The sequence below is a fragment of the Brochothrix campestris genome (genome assembly GCF_046058945.1).
GTDB lineage: Bacteria > Bacillota > Bacilli > Lactobacillales > Listeriaceae > Brochothrix > Brochothrix campestris.
This window is the reverse complement of record NZ_CP175511.1, coordinates 1,049,297-1,070,638: the sequence shown is the minus strand read 5'-3', so window position 1 is coordinate 1,070,638 and position 21,342 is coordinate 1,049,297. Positions and strand designations below refer to the sequence as shown.

20 protein-coding genes and 1 other annotated feature are annotated in these 21,342 nt (G+C 41.6%); of the genes, 3 read left to right on the top strand and 17 right to left on the bottom strand.

From position 1 onward, the window contains the following. Positions 1-14: 14 nt before the first annotated feature. The 8 genes from dnaG to rnz form a co-directional block, all read right to left on the bottom strand. On the bottom strand, positions 15-1,832 hold the full coding sequence (dnaG, locus tag ACJYYY_RS05335; RefSeq protein WP_035312910.1) for a DNA primase: 1,818 nt from the start codon (positions 1,830-1,832) through the stop codon (positions 15-17). A gap of 16 nt (positions 1,833-1,848) precedes the next feature. Further along, on the bottom strand, positions 1,849-2,298 hold the full coding sequence (locus tag ACJYYY_RS05330; RefSeq protein ID WP_035312908.1) for a DUF188 domain-containing protein: 450 nt from the start codon (positions 2,296-2,298) through the stop codon (positions 1,849-1,851). 102 nt (positions 2,299-2,400) lie between these two features. Further along, positions 2,401-4,467: a glycine--tRNA ligase subunit beta gene (glyS, locus tag ACJYYY_RS05325; RefSeq protein ID WP_035312906.1), complete on the bottom strand. Its 2,067-nt coding sequence runs from the start codon at positions 4,465-4,467 to the stop codon at positions 2,401-2,403. A 1-nt stretch (position 4,468) separates the two neighbouring features. Next, a complete protein-coding gene (glyQ, locus tag ACJYYY_RS05320) occupies positions 4,469-5,347 on the bottom strand; it encodes a glycine--tRNA ligase subunit alpha (RefSeq protein ID WP_035312904.1) in 879 nt (292 codons plus the stop codon). A gap of 80 nt (positions 5,348-5,427) precedes the next feature. After that, positions 5,428-5,598, bottom strand: a binding site (T-box leader). A 60-nt stretch (positions 5,599-5,658) separates the two neighbouring features. Then, positions 5,659-6,441, bottom strand: a complete 783-nt coding sequence (recO, locus tag ACJYYY_RS05315) for a DNA repair protein RecO (RefSeq protein ID WP_035312902.1) — start codon at positions 6,439-6,441, stop codon at positions 5,659-5,661. Positions 6,442-6,455: 14 nt separating this feature from the next. Next, a complete protein-coding gene (gene dinB, locus ACJYYY_RS05310; protein ID WP_035312900.1) occupies positions 6,456-7,529 on the bottom strand; it encodes a DNA polymerase IV in 1,074 nt (357 codons plus the stop codon). Positions 7,530-7,617: 88 nt separating this feature from the next. Next, positions 7,618-8,388, bottom strand: coding sequence for an SDR family oxidoreductase (locus ACJYYY_RS05305; protein WP_035312899.1), 771 nt, complete (start codon positions 8,386-8,388; stop codon positions 7,618-7,620). Continuing rightward, positions 8,388-9,323: a ribonuclease Z gene (rnz, locus tag ACJYYY_RS05300; RefSeq protein WP_035312898.1), complete on the bottom strand. Its 936-nt coding sequence runs from the start codon at positions 9,321-9,323 to the stop codon at positions 8,388-8,390. The genes ACJYYY_RS05305 and rnz overlap by 1 nt, the downstream gene beginning before the upstream one ends. A 248-nt stretch (positions 9,324-9,571) precedes the next feature. On the opposite strand from rnz, the gene zwf reads away from it, so the two are divergent. Beyond that, positions 9,572-11,041, top strand: a complete 1,470-nt coding sequence (zwf, locus tag ACJYYY_RS05295) for a glucose-6-phosphate dehydrogenase (protein WP_035312897.1) — start codon at positions 9,572-9,574, stop codon at positions 11,039-11,041. Positions 11,042-11,555: 514 nt separating this feature from the next. Here the strand turns inward: zwf and ACJYYY_RS05290 are convergent. The 8 genes from ACJYYY_RS05290 to ACJYYY_RS05255 form a co-directional block, all read right to left on the bottom strand. Continuing rightward, positions 11,556-12,107, bottom strand: a complete 552-nt coding sequence (locus ACJYYY_RS05290; RefSeq protein WP_408869236.1) for a transposase — start codon at positions 12,105-12,107, stop codon at positions 11,556-11,558. Between the two features lie 85 nt (positions 12,108-12,192). Then, entirely contained in the window at positions 12,193-12,738 is a 546-nt protein-coding gene (locus ACJYYY_RS05285; protein ID WP_408869203.1) for a transposase family protein, read from the bottom strand. Positions 12,739-12,886: 148 nt separating this feature from the next. Then, positions 12,887-13,354, bottom strand: coding sequence for a DUF6884 domain-containing protein (locus ACJYYY_RS05280; protein ID WP_035313123.1), 468 nt, complete (start codon positions 13,352-13,354; stop codon positions 12,887-12,889). A 2-nt stretch (positions 13,355-13,356) separates the two neighbouring features. Then, a complete protein-coding gene (locus ACJYYY_RS05275; RefSeq protein WP_408869202.1) occupies positions 13,357-13,881 on the bottom strand; it encodes a GNAT family N-acetyltransferase in 525 nt (174 codons plus the stop codon). Positions 13,882-13,955: 74 nt separating this feature from the next. Next, positions 13,956-14,678 carry an acetolactate decarboxylase gene (gene budA / locus ACJYYY_RS05270; RefSeq protein ID WP_408869201.1) on the bottom strand — a complete coding sequence of 241 codons (723 nt, stop codon included), beginning with the start codon at positions 14,676-14,678 and terminating at the stop codon, positions 13,956-13,958. A gap of 15 nt (positions 14,679-14,693) precedes the next feature. After that, the gene (gene alsS / locus ACJYYY_RS05265; protein ID WP_035313121.1) at positions 14,694-16,379 is read right to left on the bottom strand and encodes an acetolactate synthase AlsS; all 1,686 of its coding nucleotides are present in this window, start codon (positions 16,377-16,379) and stop codon (positions 14,694-14,696) included. A gap of 191 nt (positions 16,380-16,570) precedes the next feature. Continuing rightward, on the bottom strand, positions 16,571-17,578 hold the full coding sequence (locus tag ACJYYY_RS05260; RefSeq protein ID WP_051456793.1) for a YcjF family protein: 1,008 nt from the start codon (positions 17,576-17,578) through the stop codon (positions 16,571-16,573). 15 nt (positions 17,579-17,593) lie between these two features. After that, entirely contained in the window at positions 17,594-18,160 is a 567-nt protein-coding gene (locus tag ACJYYY_RS05255; protein ID WP_035313120.1) for a histidine phosphatase family protein, read from the bottom strand. Between the two features lie 186 nt (positions 18,161-18,346). Between ACJYYY_RS05255 and ACJYYY_RS05250 the strand changes: the two genes are divergently transcribed. Together ACJYYY_RS05250 and ACJYYY_RS05245 are read left to right on the top strand one after the other, a co-directional pair. Next, positions 18,347-19,792 carry an amino acid permease gene (locus tag ACJYYY_RS05250; RefSeq protein ID WP_035313118.1) on the top strand — a complete coding sequence of 482 codons (1,446 nt, stop codon included), beginning with the start codon at positions 18,347-18,349 and terminating at the stop codon, positions 19,790-19,792. A 257-nt stretch (positions 19,793-20,049) separates the two neighbouring features. Next, positions 20,050-20,625 (top strand): 3D domain-containing protein, encoded by a 576-nt coding sequence (locus tag ACJYYY_RS05245; RefSeq protein ID WP_408869200.1) that lies wholly within the window; start codon positions 20,050-20,052, stop codon positions 20,623-20,625. Positions 20,626-20,667: 42 nt separating this feature from the next. On the opposite strand, the gene ACJYYY_RS05240 is transcribed toward ACJYYY_RS05245, so the two are convergent. Next, positions 20,668-21,150: a hypothetical protein gene (locus ACJYYY_RS05240; RefSeq protein ID WP_408869199.1), complete on the bottom strand. Its 483-nt coding sequence runs from the start codon at positions 21,148-21,150 to the stop codon at positions 20,668-20,670. Between the last annotated feature and the right edge of the window lie 192 nt (positions 21,151-21,342).

Here is a 21,342-nt window from a genome sequence, read left to right as displayed (position 1 = left end):
TTCCTCCTCTGATTTTAAAGCCTATCTAATGCGCGTTTTTTTGCAATTATCGCAAGTGAAATGGTACGGACTTGCTCGCTATCATTGGCATTAATCGCATCAATTTGCGCTTGTTTTAATCGTTTGAAATCTTGTACTTGTTGCAGTTTAGTCAACTGCGAACAACATTCATCGATATCCAGTTCTTCAGCATCGGGCATTTCTTCCATCTCCATCGCCACAATCAAGTCTTTGACTCGTTCATCTTTTACATTAAGTAAAAATTGCGACACATCGGCGGGATGACCTTCAAGATAATACGGTAATAAATAGGTATACATCGCTTGATAGTCATCATGATAAAACACCAGTGATTGCTGTTCAAACTTTTGCTGTGCTTGGTCGAAGAAATGTGTATCTTTCAACATCATCCGGATGATAAATCGTTCCAACTTATCCAATGCCGTGCGTTTCACCAGGCGTTGCTCTTGTGGTTGAAAGGCAAATTCTTCGTACTGTGGTTGAGGCTGCCGCTGTGCTAATTGTTGCCGTAAGACAGCTTTATCAATCTGTGTTCGTTGATTCAATTCAGCCAAGTACACTTCTTTTTCAATCGGATTTTCAATCCGGTTAATCTCAGTAAGCACTTGTTCTACATAATGTGCCACTTCATCAGCCTGTGATAAATCCGTTGCTAAACTCAAGTAGCGCATTAGAAATAATGGCCACTCTATTTGCTGTTGTTCATAAAAATCTTTAAAAGCTACGACCCCTTTTGTTTGAATATATTCATCCGGGTCTAATTTTTCGGGTAACGAGATAATCTTCACCTGCATGCCACGGGCTTCTTGTAATAGTTGCACCGCTTTATACGTCGCATTTAAACCTGCCGAATCACCATCGTAGCATACAATGACGCGATTTGTCACACGTTTCAGCTTCGAGATATGTTCTGGTGTTAAGGCCGTTCCCATTGAGGCCACTCCATTTGTTATACCCGCTTGACTGGCTGCAATAACATCCATAAACCCTTCAAAGACTGTCACAGCCTTTGTTTGACGGATTTCTTTTCGCACGTTAGCAAAGTTAAACAACGTCTCACGTTTATTAAAGAGGGCTGTTTCAGGACTGTTTAAGTATTTAGGACCTTCGACACCGGGTAATAACCGACCAGAAAACGCAATTGTTTGACCGCGGTCGTTTGTAATTGGAAACATTATCCGTTCACGAAAACGATCAACGGCGTTGCCATCGTCACGTCGTGCGAGTAAGCCGGCATCAATCATCACATGTTGATCAAAATCGCGTTTTTCTAAAAAGGCAGTGACTAATTCCCAACTTTTAGGGGCAAAGCCAATGTTGAATTGACGGATGACCTCGTCATTCAAGCCCCGGTCATGGAGGTAGTTAAGCGCCTCCGTGCCTTCTTCTGTACTCGTTAAGATGTAATGATATAGCTGTGACACAAGCGCATGCGCTTCAATCATTGCATGCGTATCATCTGTTTGATTGTTAGCATCATACGGTTCATTTGTTGGCGATTGTGCTACTTTTAAATCGCCGATAGGCAAATGACTTTGCTCGGCCAAGCGAATGGCAGCCTCCTGGAACGTAATACCTTCAGACTCCATAATAAAAGTGAACATATTACCACCTTTACCACAGCCAAAACAATGGAAAATTTGCTTTTCTGGTGAAACTGAAAAAGACGGTGTTTTTTCATTATGAAACGGACAAAGGCCACTGTAATTACGCCCTTGTTTTTTTAATTGAACATAGTCACTGACGACATCGACAATATCGTTCTCTTGCTGAATACGGGTTAATAATTCTTCTGGTATTCGATTAGACATTTAGGACCACATCATTTCATTCATTAGTTTGTAAATAGTTAGAAAACCGTTGCTTAAACATGTGACGATCAGCTGTAGTAAATGCCTTTGGACCTTTTGAATGAACCCCTTGTCGCCGTTGTTTAGCTGCTAAATAACGCCGTTCGAGGCTAGCATCAATCGTATTCACATCATAGATAAGTCCGTATTGGTTAATGACGAGCGCTGCCTTTGCCAACAAGAGACTGGCCAAGCCAATGTCTTGAGTGATGACTAAGGTTGTTGCAGTCGTTAGATTAACGATTTTTAAATCGGCTGCTTCTTTGGTCGTATCAACAAACACCCAATTACCTGTACGGTTAACTGAAAAATGATTATAAGAGGCCACAAAGGTTACTGGTATATTTAATGGCGCTGTTAAGGCCAGCACTTCCTCCTTTACAGGACACGCATCGGCATCAACAATAATCAATGATATCATTCGCATTGTGGCTCCCTCCTAAAAAGAGGGTTTTTGTTCACTTAGATAGACCATAATAGTATTATTCGCTAGCTATTCCAAAAACCCTTTTAATTTGTGAAAATATTTTTATTTCACGATAATCGCATCAAATTTAGCAAAACGAGCGACGATATTATTCAATTCAGCAAGCATCGCTAAGCGGTTTGTACGAATCGCTTCGTCGTCGACCATTACAAGTGTATTTTCAAAGAAACGAGCAATCGGTTGTTGTAATTGTTTCAAGACGGTTAATTTTTCGGTTGATGATGCGGCTGCAAAGGCTGCTTTAACCGTTTTAATTTCGCGATACAGCGCTTGCTCACTCTCGTTTTCAAACAATGTTTCATCAATAGTTACGGTTTTATCCAATTTACGTGCAAGGTTCATCACCCGTGTCAAGGCCTCAACTGTTGGACGGAACCAGTCTGCTTGGCTAACCTTGTTTAAGGCTGCTGCACGCTCAAATAGCTGTGCTAAATCATTTGTTTCTCCAGCAACGGCTGCTTCAATTAAATCATGACGAACATCATCATTAGCTAATAAATTACGAAGACGACGCGCTAAAAATTGGTTGAATTTCAAGACGGTTTCATCGATTGGCATCACTTTGACACCGGCTGCTTCTTCTAATGTAATAATATCACGTACCGTACCATCGAATGGTAATTCCCAGCGTTGATCAATTAAAATCCGTACCACACCAATCATCGCACGTCGCAAGGCAAACGGATCATTCGAACCGGTTGGAATCATATCAACTGAGAAGAAGGCACCTAATGTTTCTAATTTATCTGCTAAGGCAAGTAACGCCCCTACTTTTGTAGCAGGCAATTCGCCTTCTGAGCTTGTTGGCATGTATGACTCCCGAATCGCAGTTGCAACGACTTCGTTTTCTCCTTGCAACAAAGCATATTTAGCACCCATCTCGCCTTGTAATTCAGGGAATTCACCGACTAAGTTGGTCACTAAGTCAAACTTATAAATAGCAGCTGCACGTTGAACATCCGCGATTTCGCTTGCACTAAAGTTGAATAAGCCCGCAAGCTTCGTTGCAACTAAACCAACACGTTCAATTTTGTCAGACATCGTACCAATTTTTTGATGGAAGGTGATTTTTTTCAATTTTTCAAGTGCTGCCGCAATCGTGATTTTTTGATCTTCTTGATAGAAGAACTCGCCATCCGACAAACGTGCACGGAGTACTTTTTCGTTTCCTTTAGCAACGGTCTCTAAATGTTCCGCATTCCCATTTCGAACGGTAATAAAGAACGGCAATAACTGACCGTCATGTGCCATGACAGGGAAGTACCGTTGGTGCTCACGCATAATCGTAATTAAAACGTCCGCTGGTAAGTCTAAATAATTTTCTTCATAATTACCAAATAAAACGGTCGGATATTCAACTAAATTCGTTACTTCTTCAAGGAGGTCGGCATCGATTGGCACGTTCCAGTTTTTTACAGACGCAAGGTCCGCAATTTGGTCAGCAATCAGTTGGCGTCGCTCTGCTTGTTGAGCAATAACAAATACTTCTTTTAACTGCGTTTCATAAGTTGCTGCTGACGTGATGTCAATCTCATGTCCTAAGAAACGATGTCCGCGCGTTGTTCGACCTGTCGTTACATCTAAAATTGAGAACGGAATGACAGTATCGCCATAAAGGGCAACGATCCAATGAATCGGACGGATGTATTTAGTGTGGTGATTTGCCCAGTGCATATTAACAGGGAAGTTTAGGCCTAAGATAATTTTATCCCATTCTTTTAATAAATCAGCTGTGGCAACACCGACTGTTTTTTTATTAACAAAGGCATATTCTGTTCCTTTTAATTCTTTGAAGAAGATATCGTCGGTTGTTAAACCTTGTCCACGCACGAAACCTTGGGCTGCACGTGACCAGTCACCATTTTCATCTTGTGCTGTTTTACGGGCCGGGCCACGCACTTCATCTTCGCTGTCGGCTTGTGACGGTGCAACAGCTTTAACTGTAACTGCTAAACGACGCGGTGTTGAAAAAGAAGCAACCGCTTCATAGGCTAATCCTTTTTCGGCTAACCATGCTTCAACATGTTCTTTCAACTGTATTTCTGATGCTTGGACATATTTGGCGGGCATTTCTTCTAAACCAATTTCTAATAAAATATCTTGAGTCATCTTATTTGTCCTCCTTTTTCAACATTGGGAAGCCCAATTTTTCACGCTCTGCCACGTATGTTTTAGCAACCGTACGGGCCAATTTACGAATACGGCTAATGTAGTTAGCGCGTTCCGTGACAGAGACCGCACCACGTGCATCTAAGAGGTTAAAGGTATGTGAACATTTAAGAATGTAATCATAGGCTGGGTGAACCAGACCCAATTCTAATTGCGTCAATGCTTCTTGTTCAAAACTCGCAAAATTTGCTAAAAGCATTTCTTGATTTGATGTTTCAAAGGCATATTTTGAGTGCTCATATTCTGCTTGACCGAATAACATACGGTAAGTCACACCATCATGCCATTCTAAGTCAAATACGCTTTCTTTATCTTGAATGTATGATGCCAGACGTTCGATACCATACGTGATTTCACTAGTGACGGGTGAACATTCTAAGCCACCGACTTGTTGAAAATAGGTAAACTGTGTGATTTCCATACCATCGAGCCAAACTTCCCACCCAAGTCCAGCACAACCCATTGACGGGTTTTCCCAGTTATCTTCGACAAAGCGAATATCATGTTTTAATGGGTCAATACCAATCGCAGCTAACGAACCTAAGTATAATTCTTGGATGTTCGCTGGTGAAGGTTTAATCACCACTTGGAATTGATGATGTTGGAACAGACGGTTAGGATTTTCACCATAACGGCCATCATCTGGTCGACGTGAAGGTTCAACATAACAAGCTGCCCATGGTTCTGGTCCAATAGCGCGTAAGAACGTATAAGGACTCATGGTACCCGCCCCTTTTTCGACATCATACGATTGAAGCAAGAGACAGTTTTGTTCTGACCAATAAGCTTGCAATGTTTGGATCATTTTTTGTACATTCATTTGACATTCTCCTTCGGTAATTGTTTTTTTGCATCGTGGATAAGGCGCAAAAAAGCCCCTATGCTAATCACAATGACTAACATAGGGACGATAAACATCGCGGTTCCACCCTACTTGATGATATAACTATCATCCACCTCAATAAACTAAGCTCCAAGCTGCCTTCACAATCGCCATGTTATATGGTTCACACTATCCCATACTCACTGAAACTGGTTTAAATTGCTACTACTGCTCTTCATTGCTTCTATATACGTCTTTAAATATACGATAAAATAGTATTATTGTCAATCATAACAGCTCATTTAGCATCATTCAGGTGGCGCTGCCTCAGACGTGTCCACTTTCATTTGGGAGCCCCAGTCAGACATTTGATTTAAAAAGCGTTTTGTTTTTAAATTCAAACCAGACACTTCATTATAATACGTATCAATCGCCCATTGGACTTGTTTCGTTACCTCATCGTTCACATCAATTTTACCCAGACGGTTAAAGTCAATTAAATAATACAGCCGCAGTAAACGAATCACCTTATCAGACAACTGCAAACGATTCGGGTCCTCATCAAAACAACGACGTGAAATTAAACCATTGTGTTTGATTGAAAAATCAAACGGACCCTCTGTCTCACCTGTTAAGACACAACCACGAAACTCAGGATAATGTCCTAATACATTAAGCATCTTCAATTCGAAGATTTGACTAATGACGTGTGCATTTTCACCAGCAGCCATTTTTTCAATCACTTGATAAATCAACGAAAATAAGGCCGGATTGGGCTCTCGTTCCTCAATCGCCTTATCGAGTAAGTCGACACAGTAGGATGCATACGCTGTCGTAAAAATATCTTGTGAAATGAGCGGGAAGCGTTCAATCACTTCCCCTTGTTGAATTGTGCCTAATCCTTTGTTGCCAAAGTACATGAATTCACCATAGGTAAACAGCTGTGTGACAGCAGCAATCCGACTGTTGCTTTTTTTTGCACCGCGTGCCACCAAACTGATTTTGCCATGCTCTTTTGTGTATAAACGGATAATTTTATCGGATTCACGATAATCCATCACGCGAATAATTAACCCTTCGCACCGTTCCATTGTAACACCCCTTTTTATAGCCCTTTCAATCGTAAGTTCTCATAGTGTCTCGTTGCCAAGTTAGTAACTGTTAAGCCAATCAGCCGCACCGGTTGTTGCGTCCACATCTCTTCAAATATTTGGAGGCCATAAAAATAAAGTTCATGACTTTCACTGAGCCGCAGTGGCAATGTGAGTCGTTTTGTTTCAGTTGAAAAATCACTGTAACGAATTTTCAAGACGATTGTTTGGGTGCTCAGCTGCTTCTCAGTTAAGGTTTGCGCTATCTTTTGTGCAAAATGACGTAAGGTGAGTTGCAGTTGTTGTTCATCAATCACATCGGCCGAAAAGGTCGTTTCTCGTCCTAGCGACTTACGTTCACGCGCTGTTCGCACCGGCGAGTCATCAATCCCCCTCACAAGCCGATACAATTGATACCCCCGTTTTTTAAACTGCATGATTAAATCCCATTCACGCCACTCATATAAGTCTGCCCCCGTATGAATGCCAAGGGTGTGCATTTTTTCGGCGGTCACCTGACCAACACCATAAAAATCATCAATCGGGAGCTGCGCAAGAAAAGCCAAGGCTTGCTCAGGCGTGATGACTGTTCGACCCGCTGGCTTTTGGTAATCTGAGGCTAGTTTAGCAATGAATTTATTATAAGAGACACCCGCCGACGAGGTTAACTGCAGTTCATCATAGATTGTCGCTTGAATTTGTTGTGCTAGGCGGCTCGCTGATCGTTCATTGCGTTTGTTTTCGGTGACATCTAAGTACGCTTCATCCAAAGATAACGGCTCAATTTGATCGGTGTAACGGCTAAAGATTTCACGAATTTTGAGTGACACTTCTTGATAACGTGCCATCCGTGGCGGGATAAAAATTGCTTGTGGACAAAGTTTTAACGCTTCAACACTCGACATCGCCGAATGGACACCAAAGGTACGGGCCTCATATGATGCTGTCGAAACAACCCCACGCTTTGATACACGGGGGTCGCTAGCGATAACAACAGGCTTGCCTTTCAATTCCGGGTGGTCAGTTTGTTCCACCTGCGCAAAAAAGCAATCCATATCGATATGAATAATTTTACGTTGTCGTTTCATCTCACCAACTCCTCAAACTCGAACATATGTTCTAGTAGTTTAACATGTCACGTCAGGTTTGTACATCACGACTATCACTGCTACTTTACTATTTTTTCAAGAAGAAAGGTTTCGCAATTGCCTCCACTGTCCGCGGAAAAAACGCATGAACTCGGGCGGCAAACGCCATCGTTAACGGGAGGGTTACCTCGCGCTTTTTCTTCCCAAGGCAACGCACCATTTTCGACGCTACCTGCTCTGGTGTTAAGCTAAAGCGAGCGATGTTTTTCAAATATTCGCCCGATGGATCAGCAATCTCAAAAAATGGTGTTTCAATTGGGCCAGGGTTAATCGTTGTCACGTAGATACCGTCGCCAGCCACTTCCATCCGCAACGCATCCGTATAACCAACAAGCGCAAACTTACTGGCCGCATAGACGCTTGACTTCGGTGTCCCGATTTTGCCAGCAACCGAAGCAATCATCATAATATGCCCATAGCCTTGTTGCTTAAACTGTGGTAGTAATAGTTGGTTCAAATGAATCCCCCCACTAACATTGGTGAGCAGCATTCCTTCCACTTGTTCGATTGTTGTATCGACTGCATTGGCAAATATCCCAAAACCAGCACAATGAACAATCGCATCAATCACCGGAAAGCGTTCAAGCACCATTTGTATCGTCTCTACCACTTGTTGCGCGACACTGACATCGCATTGATACACATGAGCTTGCCCCCGGTATTGATTGGCTAATACCACCATTGGCTCTGTTCGACGCGCCATTAAAATGACTCGTTTACCTTGTGCGAGTAATTGTTCCGCCACAACATGACCAACACCGCTCGAAGCGCCTGTCACGATAACTGTTTCAATCTGCATCAGTCTTCACCTACAATGTAAGGCACATCAAAGGTCATAAAATCATCCGCTATATCGGTCTGTTCAAAGACTTCACGGGCTTCTTGTGCCAATTTGTTTAGATCATCATAGAGGTAACGGGATGAAATATGTGTTAACAATAAGTGTTTGGCGTTTGCCTTAGCCGCAATTGTCGCTGCCTGCGTGGTTGATGAATGAAAATAAGCCCGTGCCATTTTGCTCTTATCCGCTTCAAAGGTTGCTTCATGAACAAGGACATTGGCCTGTTCCGCCAGTTTGACTGAATTTTCAGTCGGTCGTGTATCCCCTAAGATTGTTACCACACGCCCTTTGACTGATTCGCCAACAAAATCCTTACCCACAATCGTCGTACCATCGGCTAATGTTACAGTCTTCCCGTCTTTAATGTCTTTGAAAATCGGGCCCGGTTTAATGCCTAATGCTTTTAAGGCCGCCACATCTAATTTACCAATTTTATCGGTTTCTTCTATTCTATAGCCGTAACTATCGATTCCATGACTTAACAAGGCCGTCTCAACCTTAAACTGTTCATCTTGGAAGACAATTCCGGGTGTGATTTCTTCTATTACTAACGGATAGGCTAAATGTGTTTGCGAGACACGGAGGCTCGTTTCGATAAAGGCTCGTATTCCTTTTGGTCCATAGACCGTTAAGGTCGTGTCACCACCTTGGAACGAACGACTGCTCAGCAAACCGGGCAAGCCAAAAATATGATCACCATGAAGGTGAGAAATAAAGATTTTTTCAATTTTACCTGGCTTCAATGTGCTTTTCAGCAGTTGATGTTGGGTTGCTTCACCACAGTCAAATAGCCACCATGTGCTGCGTTCATCTAGCAACTGCAAGGCAATCGCACTCACATTGCGTGTTTTGGCAGGTACCCCTGCACCTGTGCCTAAAAAAGTAATTTCCATTTTGTCTTGCCTCTTTTCTCTGATGTAAGGTTTACGTCTTATTTTACCATAATTTTCGCCGTAATAATAAATTTAATGTGTGTTATCAACACGTAGCTATGGTAACGCTTACAGTGTTGCCTGTGCCGTTTTTTTGAATAATTTTATTTTTTTCAAGATTGTTGACTATCCGACTTTTCGCTTTCGTGTTATATTAATAAGTGCAAGCAAAAACGCATTAAAATGAGAATGAAAGAAGGCTTACCGATATGACTAAAATTACTGAAGAAACAGCACTGATTACAATATTTGGTGGCACAGGCGATTTAGCTAACCGCAAATTATATCCTGCTATCTACCGTTTGTATGCAAAAGGATTTTTGAAAGAAAATTTCGCCGTTATTGGTACTGCACGTCGCCAGTTAACCGACGCTTTGTTCCGCGAACGTGTTGCTTCTTCGATTGCATCTATTGCCGATAAATCACACATCCAAGCGTTCGTTTCCCATTTTTATTATCGTTCACACGATGTTACGAACAAAGAATCATATAAGGTATTGTTAGACTTATCAAACGAGCTTGATACAACATATCACCTTAAAGGCAATCGTGTTTTTTTCCTTGCGATGGCACCAACTTTCTTCAATGAAATTGCTATCCGCTTAAAATCTGAAGGCTTAGTTGCAACTAAAGGTTATCAACGTCTAATGATTGAAAAACCGTTTGGTCATGACCTTGCTTCAGCACAGGAATTAAACGATGCACTCGGTCATGCCTTTAATGAAAATCAAATTTACCGCATTGATCATTACTTAGGAAAAGAAATGGTACAAAATGTTTCGGCGATCCGCTTTGCCAATCCAATGATTGAGGCACTCTGGAATAACCGTCACATTAGCAATGTGCAGGTGACATTAGCAGAAGAACTTGGCGTCGAAGAACGCGGTGGTTACTATGACAACAGCGGTGCCTTACGTGATATGTTCCAAAATCATATTTTACAAGTCGTATCGTTATTGTTAATGGACTTCCCTTTAACATTAGATAAAGCTGAAATCCGTGCCGAAAAAGTGCGTTTATTACGTTCGTTAGATGTGCCAGAATTAGATGTCGTTAACAATTTATTCGTTCCTGGTCAGTACGATGCAAACCCAACTGACCCACAAACGTTTAAAGCGTATCGGTCAGAAGAAAACGTTTCGCCGACATCAACGACTGAGACCTATGTTGCTGGTAAATTGACGTCTCACAGCGATCGTTGGAACGGTGTGCCAATCTACATTAGAACAGGAAAACGGCTCTCTAATAAAAAAACGAACATCGTGATTGAATTCAAGAACGATCGTCCTGACTTATTTGATGACAGCAGCGAAAAAGTTGCGAATACGTTAGTGATTGAAATCGCACCTAACGAAAGCATTACCTTAAAACTTAACGTCAAGGTGCCTGGCCTTGGTCTTGCGACACAACCGACACAGCTACAAACAGCGGCTGATGCGGTCGACCAAAATGCGCCCGAAGCGTATGAAAAAGTTATTCACGACTGCTTACGCGGTGACGCCACTTATTTCTCACACTGGGATGAAGTAGCACTCTCATGGCAGTTGGCTGACCGTATTTACGAAGGTTGGAAATTGAGCCCTACCGAATTACCAAATTATGATTCAGGCAGCGCTGGTCCAATCGCGGCTGACGAACTGTTAGCGCGTGATGGCCATACATGGTACCCCCTTTCGTAATCCAAAAGAGTGACGACAGTTTTTAACTGTCGTCACTTCAGACTGAAGATAAACGCTGTTCTAGGTCGTCAATGCCTCGCCTTATCGGAGTCGAGTACCATCTGTACACTCACCTCTAAGGCTCGTGTTTCCTACTATAACAACATTTCTATTCAGTCTTATCATCTCGTATACAAAGTCACTGTAATAGCATTACAAAGAAAATGAAGTCTGTTTAGACTTTGTCTACAATCTGGAGTGACGACAGTTTTTAAGGCTCTATGTCAAATAGTGTTGTTATTCAAAATTTAGTAAAATAAGTCATTTTTGCAGCTACCTTTTTTGGTAGCTGCTTTTTTGTAGTCATTCCTAATGTGAAGGACGCTTTCTGCGGGTGACGCTTCATCCTCCGCGCTCCGCTGTGGGGTATTCAGCTGCCACTTTTCCCGCTAGAGTCGCCTTCACAAACGTCATGACGCTGCACGTTTATTATTGAGGCTCTCGCGTATTAAAAGACAGTAAAAGAGTCAATTAATTACGAGTTGGGAGCGATGCGTTTATGATTGAATCCGAGTAGAATCCTGTTTCTGAAATTTGAAAAGTTACGGTAACCAAACGAAATCCGTTTAATCACTTTTATTTTGTTATTGATCCCTCCTAAATGCCCGTTGGAATCCTCGTATTTAGAACTATTTTCGATTGCAGGTAAATGCTTGTTTAATGTTTTTAAACTGCGTTTCAGTTGTGAAGAAACGAAAGGTTTTTTAGTCTGAATCAGTGATTGGTAAGCAGGGGGATTTTTGTGTTGTAGCGCAATCAGTAATTGCTGTGCTAGTTCGTACGTTTCTTTGAATTCAACATCCAGTGTCATAAAGTAATCGATGATTCCTCTCGAACTTTTTTGTCCGTTAAATAAACGATGATAGCGATAATCAAAATCGCTTAAGTCTGTTTTGTTTTTGAGAAGTAATTTCCAATACGCTTTGAGTTTACGATAAATCTTTTTATCTTCTGAGTTTGAAGTATCATAACGGTTCATGAGTTTAATGCGTGTTTGATTAAGGGAGCGTGTTACTAATTGGGACAAATGAAAACGATCGATGATGCAATCTTCTAGATGGGAGGATATCAATGATTTCATATTTTTTCGCATCAGTGAAAATAAAACGCATCTAACTTTCAGCACTCTTTACCGATTTGAATTCATCCATTGAAAGATGTAGTGGAAGCCTTTGATAGTTCGGTTTGAATTGAGGAGACCATTGGTGTAAAGCACGATTAACAGTAGTTGTTGAAACACTCTGTCTAAAAGCGATATCTTTTTCAGAAGTAATAAACTGCCCTTCGGCAGCTAGTGTTTGAATGATGCATTTGGTGATAAAACAATTTCGTTTTACCATCGAAGTTGAAGCGATAAAGGTTGTTTTACATCCTTTACATAAGAAGCGTTGCTTCTTTAAAAAGAGATAGGTTGGAAGGTTATTTGTTTTAGGGAGTGTGATACGTGATAGTTTAGTTCCGTGTTTAATGAGTTTAACTGTTTTATTATTAAAGCCGCAATTCGCACACCGTGAGGGTGTGTAAGAGCGTGTACCCAAATAACAAGTGCTTAAAACACCTTTAATTAACTGAGTTAAACACCATGTTTTTGGAAAAGAAATAGTTTCATCTGTAATTCCAGAGGAATTCGCGATATTATTAAAAGTGATAGCTGACATTGTCGAATCCCCCTTATAGATTTGTTGTGGTGACTTAATATTATAGGGATTTTGAAAATGTTGCTATTTTTTTACGAAAAAATAGGCATCAGTGAAAATTCACCAACACCATAAATTATAGAACCGTTTTTAACTGTCGTCACTTTTTTTATCTATGAAACGGTTCTGATAACAGAATCGCTTGTTTCATTCTTTGTTGCATCTTCCCAATTCCACCAAGACCATGGAGTGGATATTGAACACGCTGCGCGTCGGTGGCTGTCATAAAGGCCGCCACCACTTTGATAAACTTTTGGCCACCAAATAAATACAACGGCGATTCGTCACTGTAGTGCTGTTGCCACTGCGCCCGTAACCTCGTAGCGGTAATCGTCGTCGAATTAAGACCACTCGCATTAAAGCGTACATCATAGCTTTCATCTAGCATTTGCTCGAGTGCTACTAAACCATAAAAGGGTGACAAAATAAGTACTTGTTCCTTTGGTAAGAATTGCTCGACGTATTGTCGACAGAGACGATGAAACGTCCCTGTATAGACTTCACCAGCAGGGAGTGGGCAAACCGCTATCAATTTATCCCACCGCTTTGGTTTACCACTTGCAATAATAACCGTCATCGTCACTGGCCTCCTATCGGTTTATGCCAATGAATAATATCTTTTTCACAGTAATCCAATTCAAAGCCATTTTTTTGTAGCACATGTTTCGATGCCGTATTATACATAAAACACTTGGCGCGAATGTGTTGCATCCCCTCAGCGATGAACCACTCGCAAATCGCTGCAATCGCCTCTGTCATATACCCTTTATTCTGACAGCGAGGAATGATCGAGTATCCGAGTTCAACACGCTTCGTTTCGCTCGGTGTCCCTTGCCCTCCTATTTCACCAATTACTTCTTGGGTCTCTTTTAAAACAATTAGGCGTGTCCATTTGGAATCAGCTGGATTTTCATTTAACTGTTCTAAGGCAAATGGCAAGTAAAAGAGGAAATCAATTCCCGGCCATTCGGGCGCCACTTGATAGCCACAAAGTTGTTCTAATCGCCGATGACTATCCATCGTGGCCGCGACGTAATCAACATAATATGGAATTAAGAGCAACCGCTCTGTTTCAATCGTTGCAATGTTTCGTTCTACTGCCATTCGGCTCACCTCTTTTGTCTATCATATCAAACAAACTACCCAAATTAAATATCTGGGTAGTCAAAATATCGCGTTTAATTTTCAGCTTCTTCAATGTCCGATACCATGTTAGGATTGTTTAAATCCGCTTCATAGTACTCGGTTGTTTGTGGCACTTGTAATTTGAAAGCTGTTTGTGGAGCCAATTCGACCGTGCCTTCTAACATGTCGTAGGCAAACAAGTGACCCCCGGCGTCTCGTTCTGCAGTAATAAAGTGCAGATGATAGCCCGCAACACCAACTCCTTGAAAATAAGGTGGTGTCCAAAAACCGAGCACTGTTCCTTTGACATTTTCAAAATGAAAGACCGGCTGTTTTTTAACCGCTTCAACAAGTGGCTGATACGGACGCATTTGCTTCGGTACAACACGAGTATCTACCGATTTAAATGTTCCCGTTAGCTTGACAGCGAAAAAGATATTCGGGCTAATTTCAGCATAGGCACGAATCTTCGCCTCGATTTCTAAACGTGTCATTCCGCCGCTAACTTCAAATGAAAGTGACGGTTCAAAATGAGACACACTCGCGAATGGCGTTGTTTCTTCTGGCTCTTTCAAATAGGCTTGCCCGTTGGACTTAATTTGATAAGCCTCACCATCGATCACCACCAATTCGCCATCAAAGTCATGCAAGGTACCAATACCAATATCTCCCTGTTTCAAGAGATCGGCAAATGTAATCGAGCCGGCAAATTGCGCACCTACAAGCGCTCCCATCGTTGAATGTTGAAATAATTGATTGACGTTTGCTTCAGACATTTTTGTTCCTTCTTCCTAGTTCATTGTATCTTCCATTACCATGTCGGCTAGTTTGATGTTGTCGCGATAATCAACTGGAATATCAACAACAACCGGCCCTTCAGTTGCTAATGCTTCGTTTAAAACAGACTCTAATTCGCTAATATCATTTACACGTAAACCTTTTGCCCCCATTGACTCAGCGTACATTGCAAAATCAACTGGTCCTAATTTAACAGCAGCATCTTTACCGTATTTCTTTTGTTGCTGGAAGGCAACCATATCGTATGTACCATCGTTCCAAACAAGGTGTACTAAGTTTGATTTTAAGCGTACGGCTGTTTCAAGTTCTTGACCTGAAAAGAGGAAGCCACCATCACCTGACATTGACACGACTTTTTCAGTTGGACGAACGAGCGAAGCAGCAATCCCCCAAGGCAAAGCGACACCAAGTGTTTGCATCCCGTTTGAGAAGAGAAGACGACGTGGTTCGTAGCTACGGAATAGACGAGCCATATAAATGTAAATTGAGCCAACATCGACTGTCACAGTCATGTCATCTGTTAAGAGACGTTGTAACGTATTCACTAACGTAATCGGATGTACCCGGGTTTGATCAGCGAGGGCTGGTTCTTTAACAAGTGTATGACGCTGTTTTTCACGTATGCCCGCTAAGACTGCTTCGGCAGTTGCGTCCAACGTAATCCCTTTAAACTGTTCAGTGACAAGTTCGAGCGTTTCTGTAATATCACCCACAAGTTCTGTTACTGGTTGGTAGTTGTGATCGATATCCGCTGCTACTGTATCAAGATGAACGATAGTACGGTTGTTATCCGGGTTCCAAATGATTGGATCATATTCGATTGGATCATAACCAATAGTAATAACGAGATCTGCTTGGTTTAACAAGAAATCACCTGGTTGGTTACGGAACAAACCAACACGACCATAAAAGTTACTTTCAAGCTCACGAGAAATAATACCTGAACCTTGGAATGTTTCAACAACTGGCATCGGATGTTTTGCCAAGAAATGACGAATCGCTGCTGTTGCTTCGATTGAGCTCGCACGCATCCCCAATAAGAGCACTGGAAGTTTAGCCTTGCTTAATCGCTCAACTAAAGTTGTAACATCACGTTTCGATGCTGATCCGAGATGTGGCGCTGAAATATGCGGAATCGCTTTAGCAGCTACATCTGTTGCACTAATAACATCTTGTGGAATACTTACAAAGGTTGCCCCCGGACGTCCCATCATCGTTTCACGATAAGCATTTGTCACCGCTTCAGGTATTGCACCGGCATCTTGTACTTCAACACTGGTCTTTGTCACATGTTTCATAAAGCCGGCGTTATCCATTGATTGATGCGTCCGTTTCAAGCTATCTTTACGTGTAACATTCCCACCAACAGCTAAGACAGGATCACTTTCTGCAGTTGCTGTAACTAAGCCCGTTGCTAAGTTAGTCACACCTGGTCCAGATGTAACTAAAACAACACCCGGCTTACCTGTAATACGGCCGATTCCTTGAGCAATTAATGTCGCATTTTGTTCATGACGGCAGACAATGACTTCTGGTCCGCGTTCTGCTAAAATATCGAACGCTTTATCAATTTTAGCCCCTGGAATACCAAACACGTACTCCACATCGTTGTTAATTAATGTGTCGACAAATAAGTCAGCACCTGTAGTTCGTTTTGTTTCGTTTGTCATAACTATCATCACCTTTTCGTTTATTGTACTACTGTAAAAAAGAACCATTATGATACAGGAAATAAATAAATTCAAACTATGTGATAATTATACATTAAAAAAAGCGCTAGTAAACCGTGTGAAATGTAAAACTGTTACAACATTGTTAACTTTCTGTACCATTTTTATGTTTTTTAAAATTAGTACAGTATATAACAGTTTTATTTTTTACGTCGTTGTTCTTTTTTCAAGAAATCCTTAAAGAGTGATTGTATCAACTGCGCATCCAACGACATGTCTTTTTCAAAGACGGCTTTAAAAGCATAGCCGATGGCAGCTGTTACACTTGCTGCCACGCCAGCATTAATTGCGCCACCTACAACCGTTCCAACTCCAGGAATCACCTTTGCTAGCGATCCAGCCAAGGTGCGACCGAGCGTTGTTGTAATTAAGGGGAGCATCATATCTTGAAGATTAGACTTTGTGAGTCGGCGGTCATATAAACTTGCCAACTTTAAAACGAGGCTAATCTGTAGCGCTGATAACGCAATTGAGTCCGAAAAAGGAATGGGAGATGCACCTACCCCTCCTGCCGAAGCGCTCGCTGTCAAAATCCAGCGATTAGCGACGCTCGCTCGATCGCGAAGCTTTTTTGCGAGAAGCAACTCCTTTTCGTTGTCTTTCGCCAAAGCAAGCATCACATGTACCAACTCGTCTATGTTTTCACCTGTACGAGAACTCACTGCCACTACTGGATACGCATGATTCGTTTGTTCTCTAATATATGCCACCTGTGTTGGCACATCATCCGATGCATCAATTTTATTTAACACGATAATCAGTTTTTTATTTTCGGAAGCAACGAACGCCAACGCTTGTTTTTCTGTTTCAGAGTAGACGGTTCCGGCTGCATTTAAGAAAAACAAAATAATATCCGACCGCCGATAATACGCGCGTGTCTCATCCGAATGACTTGCGATAATATCATTCAGACCCGGTGTATCTGCCAAAACCACCCCATCGCCGTAATCGTACTCAGAAATTTGGACCGTCTTGCCTGGATTAGCTCCGACTTCAGCCACATCTTGATTGAGGATTCGATTAATGGTTGATGATTTCCCCGCATTCACGTCGCCCACCATCGTAATCGTAATTGTTTCAGCGAGTTGTTTCGCCACTTTTTTCGCTTCTTGGTCAAATACCTTACCGAATAGTTCTTTCATTGACATTATCAACATCCCCTTTTATTCAATAGTAATGACTTTCATTCCTACGAGCGTCGTCCCTTCGAAACGAGCTTCTAACACATACGGCATCAGCGGTTTCAATTGTAAATAGTCAGCTAAACCAAATGATGCATCATAATAATTAAGAATGGTCGCTAAAGCTGTTCCATGTGTGCCAATTAAAAGCGTTTGTTGTGGATAAGCAAGGGCGAACGCATTGATTTTAGCGATTAAACGCGCTTGAACCTCTGCTAAACTTTCACCGCCTGTTAATTTATAATCGAAATCAGCCCATTGACGTGCAACATAATCAGCTGGTTTAATTACTCCCTCAGCTTTCACTCGTCGTTCTTGTAAATCCTCACATTCAGTTAGCGCTAAGTCATTTGCAACCACCAACGGCGCTATCGTATCCTTTGCCCGTTTGAACGGACTACTAAACGCCCTATCAAACTGATAACCCTCCAGTTGTCTCACTAACGCTAAGCTAGACGCTAAACCTGCTGCTGTTAGCGGTAATTCCTTGTCCTTTACGTATGACTGCCGTTCTTTTTGTGCGTGTCTAACAAATACTATTTTCATCATATCCCCATCCCTCTATCTAACGTCCTTCCATTATAACGAAATAACGCTATAATTTCGAGTGAATACATTTGAACAAAGGTGTTGACAATTGCTTATATATGATGTTTAATAGATATATCGAAACGCTTTAGTCTGATAACGTACGAAAGCGAATGGCTAAACAACTACATAAAGTGAGGTTTTAATATGGCAGCAAATGTAAAAGTTAAACGTAAACTAAAAACAAGACATATATCAATGATGGCGATTGGTGGTGCCATCGGAACAGGATTATTCATGTCGAGCGGCTTAGCTATCTCCCAAGCAGGTCCTGGTGGCGCGATTCTCGCCTACATCTTAATCGGGGCGATGGTCTACTTCTTAATGACTGGAGTTGGTGAAATGGCAACATATTTGCCCGTTTCTGGGTCGTTCGCAACTTATGCGAACCGCTTCGTTGATCCAGCCTTCGGTTTTGCAATCGGCTGGAATTACTGGTTAAACGGCATCATTACTATCGCGGTCGATGTCGCGACGGCATCTCTTGTGATGCGCTATTGGTTCCCTAACATTCCGCTTATTTTATGGGGGATTATCTTTTTTGTCATCATCTTCACCCTCAATGCCCTCTCTGTTAAATTTTATGGTGAGAGCGAGTACTGGTTTGCGCTCATTAAAGTGGTCACTATTATCGTTTTCTTAATCGTTGGTTTTTTAACAATCTTCGGTATTCTTGGTGGCGAATTTATCGGCACTAAAAACTTCACAGTTGGCGATGCTCCTTTTAATGGTGGGTTCCTCGCTTTCTTAGGTATCTTTTTAATCGCCGGGTTCTCCTTTCAAGGGAGTGAATCAGTGGGCGTGATGGCTGGTGAAAGCGAAAATCCACAAAAGAGTATTCCAAAGGCAATCAAACAAGTCTTTTGGCGTATCCTCCTTTTTTACATCTTGACGATTCTTGTTATCAGTTTAATTATTCCGTATACAAGCCCTGAATTAATGGGGGGCTCAGATGTCACAACAAGCCCATTCACGTTAGTATTTGAACGGGCCGGCTTAGCCTTTGTCGCTTCAATCATGAACGCCGTCATTTTAACGTCGATTTTATCATCGGGTAGCTCTGTTTTATTCGCATCATCACGGATGTTGTTCGCCATGGGACACGATGGTGCTGCTGGTAAAATATTCCGTCGCACGAATCGCTTTGGCATCCCGTTCGTTGCCCTACTCCTTTGTTTCGTTGCAACAGTCGGAATTTATTCGTTGTCATTTTTAAGTCCACAGGCTTACTTATGGCTCATCAACGCTAGTGGGCTAACCGGCTTTATTGCTTGGGCAGGGATTGCCATTAGTCATTTCCGTTTTCGTCGCGCGTTTGCGAAACAAAACATTGACTCTTCTTTATTAAAATACAAGGCACCTTGGTTCCCAATTGGTTCGATGTTAGCGCTCGTCTTATGTATTTGCGTTATCATTGGTCAAAATTACGATTCTATTATCAACTTCCAACTCGACCAAATGCTTGTTAGTTACGCGGCATTACCTGTTTTCGCACTGTTATACTTTGCCTATAAACTCAAAAACAAATCTCGTTTAATTCCATTAAAAGATGTCGATTTAACACAAAATACCGATTACCAATCAGAAGATTAGCAAGAAAACGCTGATTTCACTCTCGTTCAATCAACCAGAAACTGGCAACTTTCAAATAAATGGCAACGATTTAGAACCGCGTTTATCTTCAGGCTGAGACAGGATGCAATAAGCATCCTGTCTTTTTTTGCCGATTCCTAAGCTCTTTTTGACTCAGACTTTTCACCGAACTGTTACATCGTTGTAACATACAAGTCCAAAAATAAAGCTATACTTATCTTATAACTAAAAAGATAACTAAAGGATGGTCTAAAACCATGTATAAAAAATCATTCAAACATAAATTAATGAGTGGCTTACTCATAGGAGCCATTACTCTTTCTATCTTCGCCTTCAGCGATACCGTTAGTGCTGCTAGCATTAAGGTGAAACGCGGAGATACAATTTCCTTGATAGCTAAAAAATATAACGTCAGCAGTTCTGAACTGCTGAAAAAAAATAACATAAAAAATGCTAACAAAATCCGCATTGGTCAGGTTCTTGTTTTACCGGCAAAAAAAACGACTCCCAAAAAAGCTGTCGTTAAAAAAACAACTGCAAAAAAAGTAAGTAAGGTAGTGCGTGTTAGTGCCTCAGCCTATAGTCGCCAACAAAAAGGGATGAGTAATTTCACCGCCCGTGGCATTGATTTACGAAAAACATCTAATGTCATCGCTGTTGATCCTAAAGTAATCAAACTTGGAAGCAAGGTCTATGTACCAGGATATGGCGAAGCCATCGCTGGTGACACTGGCGGTTGGATTAAAGGTAATAAAATCGATATCCACTTTAACACTGTTAATAAATGTTATAATTGGGGACGTCGGAGCGTTAATGTGACTGTTTATAAATAAACGACCGTGCCTTCGGAAACATCTAACCAGATGTTTCCTTTTTTATTTATGATTATTTTTAGCGCTATCCGCCAGACACCAGCCAATGACATACCCAGCTATTCCGCAACAAATAACAAAGCACAACACCACTAACGCTATTGCCACACCTGACAACTTGAACAACGCAGGCTCATGACCAAAGAAACCTAAGCTAGCAAGACCGATTAGACAAATCGTTATGATACTAACCGTTACCTTGTAACCAAATCGATAGCCACAGGCCTGATTATAGTTAAGGCGCGCTTCAACATAGGCAAACGTACCACGACTCGGTAAATACCTTTTTTTTCGTTTTCGCAACCACCCTTTCAGTGCTAAGCAGATTATCGTATAAGCGATAAAGAGGCTGGCTGACCACTCGATGACTAATTCTTTTGCGTCTGTTTTTTGCCCGCTAGACAAACTAAACACTTCAAACAACGCAAAGGTTAACAGTACATAAAAGAAGATGTAAGCAATACCGACACTAATAATTTTCCGCATGATAGCTCCCCTCCACTTTGATAACAGACTTTTAAAACGTTTCTCGCTATTCTAGCAAGCCAAACACTTCCTACGTTCTCAACTAATTGTCTGTTTTAACCTCCAAATACAAAACGCCCACAAAAAAGTTGTGAGCGTTCAAATTGTAGACAAAGCCGACTGAAACTGCTTTTTCTATAAAGTAGTTCAAGC

Bases quoted from the DNA above. Each gene is read 5' to 3' on its own strand.
- dnaG (WP_035312910.1), bottom strand. From the start codon at position 1,832: ATGTCTAATCGAATACCAGAAGAATTATTAACCCGTATTCAGCAAGAG.
- ACJYYY_RS05330 (WP_035312908.1), bottom strand. From the start codon at position 2,298: ATGCGAATGATATCATTGATTATTGTTGATGCCGATGCGTGTCCTGTA.
- glyS (WP_035312906.1), bottom strand. From the start codon at position 4,467: ATGACTCAAGATATTTTATTAGAAATTGGTTTAGAAGAAATGCCCGCC.
- glyQ (WP_035312904.1), bottom strand. From the start codon at position 5,347: ATGAATGTACAAAAAATGATCCAAACATTGCAAGCTTATTGGTCAGAA.
- recO (WP_035312902.1), bottom strand. From the start codon at position 6,441: ATGGAACGGTGCGAAGGGTTAATTATTCGCGTGATGGATTATCGTGAA.
- dinB (WP_035312900.1), bottom strand. From the start codon at position 7,529: ATGAAACGACAACGTAAAATTATTCATATCGATATGGATTGCTTTTTT.
- ACJYYY_RS05305 (WP_035312899.1), bottom strand. From the start codon at position 8,388: ATGCAGATTGAAACAGTTATCGTGACAGGCGCTTCGAGCGGTGTTGGT.
- rnz (WP_035312898.1), bottom strand. From the start codon at position 9,323: ATGGAAATTACTTTTTTAGGCACAGGTGCAGGGGTACCTGCCAAAACA.
- zwf (WP_035312897.1), top strand. From the start codon at position 9,572: ATGACTAAAATTACTGAAGAAACAGCACTGATTACAATATTTGGTGGC.
- ACJYYY_RS05285 (WP_408869203.1), bottom strand. From the start codon at position 12,738: ATGTCAGCTATCACTTTTAATAATATCGCGAATTCCTCTGGAATTACA.
- ACJYYY_RS05280 (WP_035313123.1), bottom strand. From the start codon at position 13,354: ATGACGGTTATTATTGCAAGTGGTAAACCAAAGCGGTGGGATAAATTG.
- ACJYYY_RS05275 (WP_408869202.1), bottom strand. From the start codon at position 13,881: ATGGCAGTAGAACGAAACATTGCAACGATTGAAACAGAGCGGTTGCTC.
- budA (WP_408869201.1), bottom strand. From the start codon at position 14,678: ATGTCTGAAGCAAACGTCAATCAATTATTTCAACATTCAACGATGGGA.
- alsS (WP_035313121.1), bottom strand. From the start codon at position 16,379: ATGATAGTTATGACAAACGAAACAAAACGAACTACAGGTGCTGACTTA.
- ACJYYY_RS05260 (WP_051456793.1), bottom strand. From the start codon at position 17,578: ATGTCAATGAAAGAACTATTCGGTAAGGTATTTGACCAAGAAGCGAAA.
- ACJYYY_RS05255 (WP_035313120.1), bottom strand. From the start codon at position 18,160: ATGATGAAAATAGTATTTGTTAGACACGCACAAAAAGAACGGCAGTCA.
- ACJYYY_RS05250 (WP_035313118.1), top strand. From the start codon at position 18,347: ATGGCAGCAAATGTAAAAGTTAAACGTAAACTAAAAACAAGACATATA.
- ACJYYY_RS05245 (WP_408869200.1), top strand. From the start codon at position 20,050: ATGTATAAAAAATCATTCAAACATAAATTAATGAGTGGCTTACTCATA.
- ACJYYY_RS05240 (WP_408869199.1), bottom strand. From the start codon at position 21,150: ATGCGGAAAATTATTAGTGTCGGTATTGCTTACATCTTCTTTTATGTA.